At 58.2% G+C, this 11843-nt stretch carries 11 protein-coding genes; 1 reads left to right on the top strand and 10 read right to left on the bottom strand.

Annotated elements, in window-relative coordinates; translation table 11 throughout:
• From ugpE to livK, 8 genes are all read right to left on the bottom strand, one after another.
• Window positions 1-846, bottom strand: coding sequence for a sn-glycerol-3-phosphate ABC transporter permease UgpE (gene ugpE / locus ACOTWU_RS16320; RefSeq protein ID WP_015571468.1), 846 nt, complete (start codon window positions 844-846; stop codon window positions 1-3).
• Window positions 843-1730, bottom strand: coding sequence for a sn-glycerol-3-phosphate ABC transporter permease UgpA (ugpA, locus tag ACOTWU_RS16325; RefSeq protein ID WP_049132956.1), 888 nt, complete (start codon window positions 1728-1730; stop codon window positions 843-845). The genes ugpE and ugpA overlap by 4 nt, the downstream gene beginning before the upstream one ends.
• A gap of 102 nt (window positions 1731-1832) precedes the next feature.
• On the bottom strand, window positions 1833-3149 hold the full coding sequence (gene ugpB, locus ACOTWU_RS16330; protein WP_045333883.1) for a sn-glycerol-3-phosphate ABC transporter substrate-binding protein UgpB: 1317 nt from the start codon (window positions 3147-3149) through the stop codon (window positions 1833-1835).
• Between the two features lie 247 nt (window positions 3150-3396).
• On the bottom strand, window positions 3397-4110 hold the full coding sequence (gene livF, locus ACOTWU_RS16335; protein ID WP_126499072.1) for a high-affinity branched-chain amino acid ABC transporter ATP-binding protein LivF: 714 nt from the start codon (window positions 4108-4110) through the stop codon (window positions 3397-3399).
• A gap of 1 nt (window position 4111) precedes the next feature.
• A complete protein-coding gene (livG, locus tag ACOTWU_RS16340) occupies window positions 4112-4876 on the bottom strand; it encodes a high-affinity branched-chain amino acid ABC transporter ATP-binding protein LivG (protein WP_003861544.1) in 765 nt (254 codons plus the stop codon).
• Complete coding sequence (locus tag ACOTWU_RS16345; protein WP_003861542.1) at window positions 4873-6150, bottom strand: high-affinity branched-chain amino acid ABC transporter permease LivM; 1278 nt, start codon at window positions 6148-6150, stop codon at window positions 4873-4875. The genes livG and ACOTWU_RS16345 overlap by 4 nt, the downstream gene beginning before the upstream one ends.
• A complete protein-coding gene (livH, locus tag ACOTWU_RS16350; RefSeq protein ID WP_003861540.1) occupies window positions 6147-7073 on the bottom strand; it encodes a high-affinity branched-chain amino acid ABC transporter permease LivH in 927 nt (308 codons plus the stop codon). Before livH ends, ACOTWU_RS16345 begins: the two co-directional genes overlap by 4 nt.
• Window positions 7074-7119: 46 nt before the next feature.
• Window positions 7120-8229, bottom strand: a complete 1110-nt coding sequence (gene livK, locus ACOTWU_RS16355; RefSeq protein ID WP_126499071.1) for a high-affinity branched-chain amino acid ABC transporter substrate-binding protein LivK — start codon at window positions 8227-8229, stop codon at window positions 7120-7122.
• Between the two features lie 424 nt (window positions 8230-8653).
• Here livK and panM point away from each other — a divergent pair, with 424 nt between their 5' ends.
• Window positions 8654-9037, top strand: a complete 384-nt coding sequence (gene panM, locus ACOTWU_RS16360) for an aspartate 1-decarboxylase autocleavage activator PanM (RefSeq protein ID WP_003861532.1) — start codon at window positions 8654-8656, stop codon at window positions 9035-9037.
• A gap of 162 nt (window positions 9038-9199) precedes the next feature.
• Here the strand turns inward: panM and livJ are convergent, their stop codons facing one another.
• Window positions 9200-10300: a branched chain amino acid ABC transporter substrate-binding protein LivJ gene (gene livJ / locus ACOTWU_RS16365; protein ID WP_015571474.1), complete on the bottom strand. Its 1101-nt coding sequence runs from the start codon at window positions 10298-10300 to the stop codon at window positions 9200-9202.
• Between the two features lie 197 nt (window positions 10301-10497).
• The gene (locus tag ACOTWU_RS16370) at window positions 10498-11763 is read right to left on the bottom strand and encodes a 4-aminobutyrate--2-oxoglutarate transaminase (protein ID WP_126499070.1); all 1266 of its coding nucleotides are present in this window, start codon (window positions 11761-11763) and stop codon (window positions 10498-10500) included.
• Window positions 11764-11843 lie beyond the last annotated feature (80 nt).

An 11843-nucleotide genomic window follows, 5' to 3' on the forward strand; every position in this document is an offset into this window, starting at 1 on the left:
TTATTTCTCGCTATCGACCAGGCCGCGGACAAACGCGCGCTGCATGGCTAAAACAATGACTACGGGTGGGATAAGGGTGAGCAGCATCGCCGCCATCACCTGGTTCCAGAGGGTGGTGCCTTCGCCGGTGGCGATCATGCCTTTGATGCCTGCCACGGCGGTGCCGAGGTTGACGTCCTGAACGATCAGCAGCGGCCACAGGTACTGGTTCCAGCCGTAGATAAAGGTGATCACAAACAGCGCCGCGAGGTTGGTTTTCGACAGCGGCAGCACGATGTCGCGGAAGAAGCGCATCGGCGAGGCCCCGTCGATGCGCGCGGCTTCAATCAGCTCATCCGGCAGGGTCATAAAGAACTGGCGGAACAGGAAGGTGGCGGTCGCCGAGGCCATCAGCGGCAGGGTTAAGCCCGCGTAGCTGTCGAGCATCTTCAGGTTGGCGATCACCTCCACCGTCGGGAAGATACGCACCTCAACCGGCAGCATCAGGGTGATGAAAATCATCCAGAAAAACAGGTTACGCAGCGGAAATCGGAACCAGACGATGGCGAACGCTGAGAGCATCGACACCGTAATTTTGCCGACCGTAATGCCAAACGCCATGATGAAGCTGTTGAGCATCATCAGCCAGAACGGCGCGCTGTTGGCGCCCACGCCCTGGGTCCAGATGGTCTTCATGTTTTCGAAAAGGTGTCCGCCCGGGATCAGCGTCATCGGGGTGTCGAACACCGCTTTGGTGTCCAGCGTGGCGGCGACGAAGGCCACGTAAAGCGGGAACAGGATGACGATAATCCCTAAAATCAGCATGGTATGGCTGAAAATCGTCAGCCCGCGACGGTTCTCAATCATTGGTAGCGCACCTTACTTTCGACATAGCGGAACTGCACCACCGTGAGGATGATGACGAGGAACATCAGCACCACCGACTGCGCGGCAGAAGCGGAGAGATCCAACCCCGCAAAGCCTTCGCGGTAGATCTTGTAGATCAGCGTGGTGGTCGCCTGCACCGGGCCGCCCGCGGTGGCGGCGTCAATCACCGGGAAGGTGTCGAAGAAGGCGTACACGAGGTTAACCACCAGCAGGAAGAAACTCACCGGGGCGATCAGCGGCAGCGACAGGCGGAAGAAGCGGCGCACCGGCCCTGCACCGTCGATGGCGGCGGCCTCCACCAGCGAACGCGGGATAGACTGTAGCGCGGCAAAGAAAAACAGGAAGTTATAGCTGATCTGCTTCCACACCGAGGCGAACACCACCAGGAACATCGCCTGACCGCTGTTCTGAGCGTGGTTCCAGTCGTAGCCAAACTCGCCCAGGAAGTGGGTAATCAGCCCGCGCCCTGGGTTAAACAGGAAGATCCACAGCACGGCGGCCACGGCAGGAGCCACGGCGTAGGGCAGCAGCATCAGGGTCTGATACAGACGGCTGCCGCGCACCACGTAATCCACCAGCGCGGAGAAAAACAGCGACGCGACAAGACCGCTCACGGTGACCAGCGCACTGAATTTGATCGTCGTCCAGAAGGAGTCCAGGTAGTAGCTGTCGTGGAACAGCGCGGTAAAGTTGTCCAGCCCGACAAACTGGCTGGAAAGCCCGAACGGATCGACGCTTTGTACCGAGTACCACAGCGCTTCGCCCGCAGGCCAGATAAAGAAGATAACGGTGATGACCAGCTGCGGTGCGACCAAAAGGTACGGCAGCCAGCGGGAACGGAACACCGGACGGGATGAGGACATTGAGATTAGGTTCCTGAACATTGCCGGGTGGCGGCTACGCCTTACCCGGCCTACATGGGGCACGTCGTAGGCCCGGTAAGCGCAGCGCCACCGGGCATTTTTTTACGATTTGGTCGACTGCTCAAAGCGGCGCAGCAGCTGATTCCCGCGCTCTACCGCAGAGTCCAGCGCCTGCTGTGGCGTTTTCTTACCGGTCCACACGCTTTCCAGCTCTTCATCGACGATGGTGCGGATCTGCGGCATGTTGCCCAGACGCAGGCCTTTGGTGAACGGCAACGGCGGCTTGTTCAGCATCTGGCGCGTCGCGATGTCTGCGCCCGGGTTCTTGCTGTAGAAGCCCTGCTCGCGGGTCAGGTCGTACGCGGCTTTGGTGATCGGCAGATAGCCGGTCTTCTGGTGCCACTCGGCGGCGTTTTCCGGCTTCGCCAGGAAGTCGAGGAACTCGGCCACGCCTTTGTAGGTGCCGTTGTCTTTACCCTGCATCACCCACAGGCTCGCCCCGCCGATGATGGCGTTTTGCGGCGCGCCCTTCACGTCGGCGTCGTACGGCATCATGCCCACGCCGTAGTTGAATTTGGCATAGTGACGTATATCCGCCAGCGAGCCGGACGAGGCGGTGGTAATGGCACAGTCGCCGTTGTAGAACTTCTCGGTGGATTCGTCTTTACGCCCGAAGTAGCTGAAGTCGCCCTTCTTGTTGAGTGCTTCCAGCAGCGCGATGTGCTTCACCTGCTCCGGCTTGTTGAACTCCAGCACCGCGTCGGTACCGTCGAAGCCGTTATTTTGGGTGGCAACCGGCAGCCCGTGCCAGGCGCTGAAGTTTTCAATCTGGATCCAGCCCTGCCAGCCGCTGGCGTAGCCGCACTTCATCCCCGCCGCTTTCAGCTTCGCGGTGTACTCCGCCAGATCCTGCCAGGTTTTTGGCGGCTGCTCCGGATCTAAACCGGCTTTTTTGAAGGCGTCTTTGTTGTAGTACAGCACCGGCGTGGAGCTGTTAAACGGCTGGGACAGCAGGTGCCCGGTTCTGGAATCGGTGTAATAACCGGAGACGGTCGGTACGAACTGGGATTCATCGAAGTTAATACCTGCTTCTTTGAACACTTCATAGACCGGCTTGATGGCTTTGGAGGCCATCATGGTGGCGGTGCCCACTTCATAAACCTGTAACAGCGCAGGCGCGTTACCGGTACGGAAGGCGGCGATGCCCGCGCTCAGGCTCTGCTCGTAGTTGCCTTTGTACACCGGCACAATTTTGTAATCCGGGTGGGTGTCGTTGAAACGCTGCGCCAGGGAGTCAACCTCTTTACCCAACTCCCCTTCCATGGAATGCCAGAACGGAATGGTGGTCACAGCCATTGCGTTCGTCGCAAAAGCCAGACCCAGTGCCAGACCCAAAGCTGTGTGTCGTAACGATGTCATTGTCATCTCTCTTATTGTGCCGGATGCGCGATATCACGCGTTTTATGCTCGCGAGGTAACATGACATGCTCGAATGACAGAAAAATAACTGTTTGTTTACAGATAAGTGACAGCCAGGCGTCAGGGGGATGATGGTTGTGTGAAGGGGGTTAATATGAAAAAAGCCGGGTGGCGGCTGCGCCTTACCCGGCCTACATGGTATCCGTAGGCCCGGTAAGCGTAAGCGCCACCGGGCAATACAGACGGCTCAGCCGCCCAGGTACGCGCTCCGCACCGCTTCGTTCGCCAGCAGCGCATCGCCGGTATCGGAGAGCACCACGCGCCCGTTCTCCAGCACGTAGCCACGGTCGGCGAGCTTCAGCGCCTGGTTGGCGTTCTGCTCGACGAGGAAGATGGTCATCCCCTCTTTACGCAACTGCTCGATGGTGTCGAAGATCTGCTGGATAATGATCGGCGCAAGACCAAGCGACGGCTCGTCCAGCAGCAGCAGGCGCGGCTGGCTCATCAGCGCGCGGCCAATCGCCAGCATCTGCTGCTCGCCGCCGGACATGGTGCCCGCTCGCTGAATACGACGCTCCCACAGGCGCGGGAAGAGTTCGTACACCCCCTTGATGCGGGTCTGGAATTCATCCCGATGGGCGAAGAAACCGCCCATCGCCAGGTTCTCTTCCACCGTCATGCGGGAGAATACGCGGCGCCCTTCCGGGACAATCGCCACCGCTTCACGCATGATCTTAGCCGTCTGCCAGTCGGTAATATCTTTGCCGTCAAACACAATCCGCCCGCTGGTGGCGCGCGGGTCGCCGCACAGGGTGCCGAGCAGCGTGGTTTTACCCGCGCCGTTGGCGCCAATCAGGGTGACGATTTCGCCCTGATTGATGTGCAGGCTGACGTCGTGCAGCGCCTGGATCTTGCCGTAGTGCGCGTTGACCTTGTCGAACGTTAACATCGCTTTTTCCATCTTATGCCTCACCAAGGTATGCGCGGATCACGTCCGGGTTGTTGCGGATCTCTTCCGGCGTGCCGTTTGCCAGCGGCGTGCCCTGGTTTACCACGTAGATACGGTCCGAAATGCCCATCACCAGCTTCATGTCATGCTCAATCAGCAGGATGGTGGTGTCGTGATGGTCGCGCAGCTCGGCAATCAGCTCGTCCAGCTCTTTGGTCTCTTTCGGATTGAGACCTGCCGCTGGTTCGTCGAGCATCAGGATCTCCGGCTGGGTCACCATGCAGCGCACGATCTCAAGGCGACGCTGATCCCCGTAAGCGAGGTTGCTCGCCTGGCGGTTGGCGTGCTGGAGCAGGCCGATACGGTCGAGCCAGGTCGCGGCGCGGTCGAGCGCCTCCTCCTGCGTGCGGCGAAAGGCCGGGGTTTTCAGCAGGCCGGAGAACAGCCCGGTTTTCAGCTGCTGATGCTGTGCCACCAGCAGGTTCTCAATCACCGTCATCTCGCGGAACAGACGCACGTGCTGGAAGGTGCGCACCACGCCCATGCGGGCAATCTGCTGGCCCGGCAGCCCTTCAAGGTGCTGGTCGCGCAGCATGATGGTGCCGCCCGTCGGCTTGTAGAAGCCGGTCAAACAGTTAAAGACCGTGGTTTTTCCCGCGCCGTTCGGGCCAATCAGGGAGACAATCTCTTTCTTGTGCAGATCCAGATTCACATTGTTGACCGCCAGCAGGCCGCCAAAGCGCATCATCAGGCCGTTAACGGATAATAAAGGCTTCATGCCTGCTCTCCTTTCGCCTGTGTGCGTTTCAGCTTCAGCTGTGGACGGGTCATCGGCAGCAGACCCTGCGGACGCCAGATCATCATCAGCACCATCAAACCACCCAGCATTAACATGCTGTATTCGTTAAAGTCGCGCATCAGCTCGCGGGAGACCACCAGCAGGATAGCCGCGAGGATCACGGCGAACTGCGAGCCCATTCCGCCGAGCACCACAATCGCCAGCACAAAGGCGGATTCGGCAAAGGTGAACGATTCCGGGCTGACGAAGCCCTGACGTGCGGCAAACAGCGTCCCGGCGAAACCGGCAAACGCGGCGCTGATGGTAAACGCGGTCAGCTTGATGCGGGTCGGGTTCAGGCCGAGGGAGCGGCAGGCGATCTCATCTTCACGCAGCGCTTCCCACGCGCGGCCCAGCGGCATGCGCAGCAGACGGTTGATCACAAACAGGGTAATCACCACCAGCAGCAGCGCCACCAGATAGAGCCAGATCACGCGGTCGGACGGATCGTATTTGATGCCAAAGAAGTTGCTGAAGGTATCCCAGCCGCCTTCGCGGGCGGTACGGCTGAACTCCAGGCCGAAGAAGGTCGGTTTCGGGATCTGGCTGATGCCGTTCGGACCGCCGGTCACTTCGGTATTGTTGAGCAGCAGGATACGGACGATTTCGCCGAAGCCTAAGGTCACAATCGCCAGGTAGTCACCGCGCAGGCGCAGCACCGGGAAGCCGAGCAGGAAGCCCGCGGCGGCGGAGACCAGCCCCGCCAGCGGCAGACAGGTCCAGAAGCCGAGGCCGTAATAGTGGTTCAGCAGCGCGAAGGTATAGGCGCCGATGGCGTAGAAGCCGCCGTAGCCCAGCACCAGCAGGCCTGACAATCCCACCACCACGTTCAGGCCGAGACCGAGGATCACGTAGATCATGGTCAGGGTGGCAATATCCACCGTCCCGCGCGATACCATAAACGGCCACGCCACGGCAGCCACCAGCAGCGCCACAAGGAACAGCTTCTGTTTCACCGTTGTACCGTCGATCGCCGGCAGGACGAATTTCGGCCCGGAGACGTTTTTCAGCGTCTTCTGGAACAGCGGACGCAGCAGCTGGAACAGGAACACCACCGCGGTGCCGATAAACACCCACTGCCAGCGGATGTCGGGAGCGGTATCCACCACCAGCTTCGTGCCGTCCAGTCCTAACTGGACGCCCATAAAGACGCCCGCCAGGACGAAGAACATGGCGGCAGAGAGCAGCGCCATCGCAAAATGCATCGGTTTCATACTTTCTCTACCTCCGGACGGCCCAGAATACCGGTAGGCATGACCAGCAGAACCAGAATCAGCAGGGCAAACGACACCACATCTTTATATTCGGTGCTCAGGTACGCCGAAGAGAGCGCTTCGGCCACGCCCAGGATCAGGCCGCCGATCATCGCGCCCGGAATGCTGCCAATGCCGCCCAGTACCGCCGCGGTGAAGGCTTTCATCCCGGCCATAAAGCCGATGTACGGGTTGATTACGCCGTAGAACTGGCCGAGCAACACGCCAGCCACCGCCGCCATCGCCGCGCCGATCACGAAGGTCAGGGCAATCACGCGGTCGGTGTTAATCCCGAGCAGGCTCGCCATCTTCAGATCTTCCGCGCAGGCGCGGCAGGCGCGTCCCATGCGGGAGTAGCGGATGAACAGGGTCAGGGCCAGCATGGCAATAAAGGTCACAACCCAGATAACCAGCTGCATGGTGGTGACAGAGGCGGAGAAGTTTTCGCTGGCCCCCACAATCCACTGGCCGTTAAACAGGCTTGGCAGCGCCACGTCGCGTGAACCTTCGGTCAGGCTGACGTAGTTTTGCAGGAAAATGGACATACCGATGGCGGAGATCAGCGCGATCAGGCGCTTGGAGCTGCGCACCGGCCGGTAGGCTACCCGTTCGATACTCCAGCCGTAGGCGCTGGCGATCACAATCGCGCCGACAAACCCGGCGGCCACCAGCAGCCAGCTGCTGTCGATGCCCATCATCATCAGCGCGGCGATGATCATAAAGGAGACGTAGCTACCGATCATGTACACCTCGCCGTGGGCGAAGTTGATCATGCCGATAATGCCGTAAACCATCGTGTAGCCGATGGCGATCAGCGCGTAGGTGCTTCCCAGCGTGACGCCGTTAAACATCTGCTGCAAAAAGTAGAGAAACTGCTCGGACATATGCAAACCTTTTTATACCCGCCCGGTGAGCCGGGCGGTGGGATGATTATCTGGCGACCGAGGAAGACCCGTCGGCGTGCCACTTAAAGACACCAAACTCAAATCCCTTCAGATCGCCTTTCTCATCCCAGTTCAGCGGCCCAATCACGGTGTTCGCCCCGTGCGCTTTTAAATCTTTCACCAGATCCAGCGGCTCTTTACTGCCGGTACGATCCATGGCCGTTGCCAGAGACTGCACGGCGGCATAGGTGATCCAGACGTACGGACCACTCGGATCTTTCTTCTGCGCCTTGAGCGCATCCACGATAGCCTTATTCGCCGGATCCTGGTCATAGCGTTTTGGCATCGTCACCAGCATGCCTTCGGCAGAATCGCCCGCGATGTTCGACAGGGAGGCATTACCGACGCCCTCTGGCCCCATAAACTGGGTTTTCAGGCCGGTAGCGCGTGCCTGGCGCAGCATCTGCCCCATTTCCGGGTAGTAGCCGCCGTAGTAAACGAAGTCGATATTCTCTTTTTGCAGGCGGGCGATCAGCGCGGAGAAGTCTTTCTCACCAGCGGTAATGCCGTCGAAGAAGACGATGTTCGCCCCGCCTTTTTTCAGTCCGTCCTGCACGGAACGCGCCAGGCCTTCGCCGTACTGCTGCTTGTCATGGATGATGGCGATACGCTGCGGCTTAACGGTTTCGAGGATGTATTTGGCGGCGGTTGGCCCCTGAGAAGAGTCCAGACCGGCGGTACGCATGATGTGCTGGTAGCCGCGCTGGGTCAGTTCCGGGTTGGTGGCGCCCGGGGTGATCATCAGAATGCCTTCGTCTTCGTAGATATCAGATGCGGGCTGCGTGGAGGAGGAACACAGGTGCCCGATGACGTACTGGATACCGTCGTTAACGATTTTGTTGGCGACCGCGACGGCCTGTTTTGGATCGCAGGCGTCGTCATACTCCACGCCTACCAGCTTGTCGCCTTTGATGCCGCCTTTGGCGTTGATATCTTTAATGGCCTGACGCGCGCCGTTGAACTCCATGTCACCCCACTGGGCAACAGGGCCGGACATCGCCCCCACTACCGCAACTTTAATGTCGTCTGCCATAGCGGCATGCGAGATCGACAGTGCGACAATCCCCGCGATTATCGTTTTCGCGTTCCTTTTCATCTCTGAATCCCCATTCGTGATGTCGTGTTTATATTTTGTTTTATTATGGTTAAAAAGCATTCTGTACTTTTAATGAACAACGCTATTTTTACCAGTGCCTTTAATGGTTTAGCGCAGTTTTTTGTCAAAAACCAGACTAAAATCTCTATTTTTCAGGCGATTAAGCAAAGATAATATTCTGAAATCAGGCGGAGATAAACAAATAAAAGCGCAGTTGGCAGCATAAAATAACGGTACAAAGCGCCGAATAAATCACTACCCTTCAGGTTAAAATTCTGCTTATTTTTCGATCCATGTGTTTTCAAACTGCCCATCGCGCTGCCAAAAAACTAATCACCTGGTAAATGGGAAGAAAAAGAGAAAGCGCCTGAGCAAATAAATTGAGTACACTGGCCTTACTCTTTTTGATTTGGACAATCAGCTAATGAAACTGACTATCGTGCGTCTGGTGACCTTTAGCGACCAGGATCATATCGACCTGGGCAAGATCTGGCCGGAATATTCCCCTTCATCGCTGGCCGTCGATGAAAACCACCGCATCTATGCCGCGCGTTTTAATGAACGTCTGCTGGCCGCCGTCCGCGTAACGCTGAGCGGCACGGAAGGGGCGCTGGATTCCCTGCGCGTGCGCGACGTGACCCGTCGTCGCGGGGTCGGGCAGTATTTGATTGAAGAGGTGATCCGCGAAAACCCGAGCGTAACCTCCTGGTGGATGGCCGACGTGGGCGTAGAGGATCGCGGCGTGATGGCGGCGTTTATGCAGGCGTTAGGGTTTACGGCGCAGGCGAACGGGTGGGAGAAGCGCTAAAAGAAAGCCGGGTGGCGGCTGCGAGGTGCTTATTGTAGGCCCGGTAAGCGAAGCGCCACCGGGCAAAAGAGGGCTGAGCGGCCTGATGCCCTCACCCCGGCCCTCTCCCACGGGGAGAGGGAGAAAACATTAAAAAAGGCAACTTGCGTTGCCTTTTTGCGTTTATTTTGCGTCTGTCGCCGTACCGTTAGCATGCCAGTCAAACACGCCGAACTCAAAGCCCTTCAGGTCGCCCTTCTCATCCCAGGACAGCGGCCCCATCACGGTTTCCACCGAGTTCGCTTTCAGCCAGGTGGCAATCTCCGCCGGATCGGCTGACTGGTTCAGGCCCGCTTGCAGAGACTGCAACGCTGCGTAGGTGGTCCAGACGAACGCACCGCTTGGATCCTGTTTCTTCGCCTTGATGGCGTCAACGACAGGTTTGTTCGCAGGCACCTGGTCGTAGTTCTTCGGCTTGGTCACCAGCAGCCCTTCAGCGGATTCACCCGCGATATTAGACAGGGAAACGTTCGCGACACCTTCTGGCCCCATGAACTGCGTCTTCAGACCCGCCGCACGCGCCTGGCGCAGGATCTGCCCCATTTCCGGGTGGTAGCCGCCGTAGTAAACGAAATCGATATTTTCTTTCTTCAGACGCGCGACCAGGGTCGAGAAGTCTTTCTCACCGGCGGTGATACCGTCAAAGAACACCACGTTGGCGTTCGCTTTTTTCAGGTTATCCTGCACCGCACGGGCCAAGCCTTCGCCGTACTGCTGTTTGTCATGAACAATCGCGATGCGCTGCGGCTTCACTTTTTCCACGATGTATTTCGCGGCGGTTGGCCCCTGATCGGAGTCCAGACCGGTGGTACGCAGGATCAGCTTATAGCCGCGCGCGGTCAGCTCTGGCGCCGTCGCGGCCGGCGTGATCATCAGAATGCCTTCGTCTTCGTAGATGTCAGACGCGGGCTGGGTGGAAGAGGAGCACAGGTGACCGATAACGTATTTGATCCCGTCGTTTACCACTTTGTTCGCCACCGCGACCGCCTGTTTCGGGTCACAGGCATCGTCATATTTTACGATTTGCAGCTTTTCGCCCTTGATGCCGCCCTTAGCATTAATGTCTGCAACCGCCTGTTCCGCGCCGGTAAATTCCTGGTCGCCGTACTGTGCTACCGGACCGGACATCGCGCCCACCACGGCCACTTTAATATCGGCCTGGGCCATAGTGCTGAATGCCAACGCGATACATCCTGCCAGTAACGCTTTACCCTTCATGTTCATCCTGAGATTCCCCATTATTATGGTTATAACGATTGTTGTGATGTTGTTGTGTAGCGCTTTATTTCGGTTATAGGCGTGCTGTTCGCGCTTTTTCAGCATACTCTGCTAAAACATACCCCATTTTTATGATTTTGGAATAGCTAATTTGAAATGAAAATATGATAAGCCCAACTGTCATTTCAGCCGGGCTTTTGGCTTTATCGTGTCAGCGAGGCGGAAATAATATCCAGCGCTTTACGGAACTGCACTTCGGGGATGGTGAGCGGGTAGAGGAAGCGAATAACGTTGCCGTAAACGCCGCAGCTCAAAAGCAGCAGCCCTTCGTTCAACGCGCGCTCCTGAACCTGACGGGTAAATTCGGGCGACGGCTGTCCGGTTTGCGGATCGGTAAATTCTACCGCCACCATCGAGCCCTGCCCACGGATATCGGCGATATACGGACAGCCATCCTTCGCTTTATTCAGCACCTCGACCAGATGATGCCCGAGATGCGCCGCGCGGGTGCAGAGATCGTCCTCGTCAATCACATCCAGCACCGCATGGGCCGCCGCAATCGCCAGCGGGTTACCCGCGTAGGTTCCGCCCAGACCGCCCGGGGCGGGCGCATCCATCACCTCCGCCCGGCCAGAGACGGCAGAGAGCGGCATCCCGCCCGCCAGGCTTTTCGCCATGGTGATCAGATCGGGCTTCACGCAGTGGTTTTCCATGGAGAACAGCTTGCCGGTACGGGCGAAGCCGGTTTGCACTTCGTCGGCAATCAGTAAAATCCCGTGGGTATCGCACAGGGCACGCAGCGCCTGCATAAAATCAGCGGGCGCGACGTTGAACCCGCCCTCGCCCTGAACCGGTTCAATAATGATTGCCGCCACCTGATCGGGCGCGATATCGGCTTTGAAGATGCGCTCCAGGCTTTTTAGCGCTTCGGCGGTACTAACCCCGTGCAGGCTGTTGGGGAATTGCGCGTGGTACACCGAGCCGGGGAACGGGCCGAAGCCGAGCTTATAGGGCGCCACTTTGCCGGTCATCGCCATGGTCATAAAGGTACGGCCGTGGAACGCGCCGCCGAAGGTGATAAGGCCGGGACGTCTGGTGTACGCGCGGGCGATTTTCACCGCGTTTTCGACCGCTTCCGCCCCCGTTGAGAAGAAGGCGGTTTTGGCTGGCCCCTCTATGGGTACGCGCTGGTTGATGCGCTCGGCAAGCGCCACATAACCTTCATAGGGGACGATTTGATAAGCGGTATGGGTAAAGGCGTAAAGCTGTTTTTCGATGGCGGCGATAACTTTAGGATGACGATGCCCGGTATTCAGCACGGCGATCCCGGCGGCAAAATCAATATACTCGTTACCTTCCACGTCCCACACCGTGGCGTTTTCGGCTTTATCGGCATAGAAGTTACACATGACGCCGATACCGCGCGGCGTCGCCTGTAAACGCCGGTCGTTCAGTTCGTTATTTTTCACCCTGTCACCCTCTGAAAGTCGCCTGCTTAGCGCATCAGTAAGTGTTTGCCAGGGGGAAGAAATTCGCCAGAGCGGGCGCT

Origin of the sequence: Enterobacter cloacae complex sp. GYL001 (genome assembly GCF_049237125.1) — a bacterium.
GTDB lineage: Bacteria > Pseudomonadota > Gammaproteobacteria > Enterobacterales > Enterobacteriaceae > Enterobacter > Enterobacter hormaechei_C.

Coding starts and splice junctions, on each gene's coding strand:
- ugpE (WP_015571468.1), bottom strand. CDS start 846: ATGATTGAGAACCGTCGCGGGCTGACGATTTTCAGCCATACCATGCTG.
- ugpA (WP_049132956.1), bottom strand. CDS start 1,730: ATGTCCTCATCCCGTCCGGTGTTCCGTTCCCGCTGGCTGCCGTACCTT.
- ugpB (WP_045333883.1), bottom strand. CDS start 3,149: ATGACATCGTTACGACACACAGCTTTGGGTCTGGCACTGGGTCTGGCT.
- livF (WP_126499072.1), bottom strand. CDS start 4,110: ATGGAAAAAGCGATGTTAACGTTCGACAAGGTCAACGCGCACTACGGC.
- livG (WP_003861544.1), bottom strand. CDS start 4,876: ATGAAGCCTTTATTATCCGTTAACGGCCTGATGATGCGCTTTGGCGGC.
- ACOTWU_RS16345 (WP_003861542.1), bottom strand. CDS start 6,150: ATGAAACCGATGCATTTTGCGATGGCGCTGCTCTCTGCCGCCATGTTC.
- livH (WP_003861540.1), bottom strand. CDS start 7,073: ATGTCCGAGCAGTTTCTCTACTTTTTGCAGCAGATGTTTAACGGCGTC.
- livK (WP_126499071.1), bottom strand. CDS start 8,229: ATGAAAAGGAACGCGAAAACGATAATCGCGGGGATTGTCGCACTGTCG.
- panM (WP_003861532.1), top strand. CDS start 8,654: ATGAAACTGACTATCGTGCGTCTGGTGACCTTTAGCGACCAGGATCAT.
- livJ (WP_015571474.1), bottom strand. CDS start 10,300: ATGAACATGAAGGGTAAAGCGTTACTGGCAGGATGTATCGCGTTGGCA.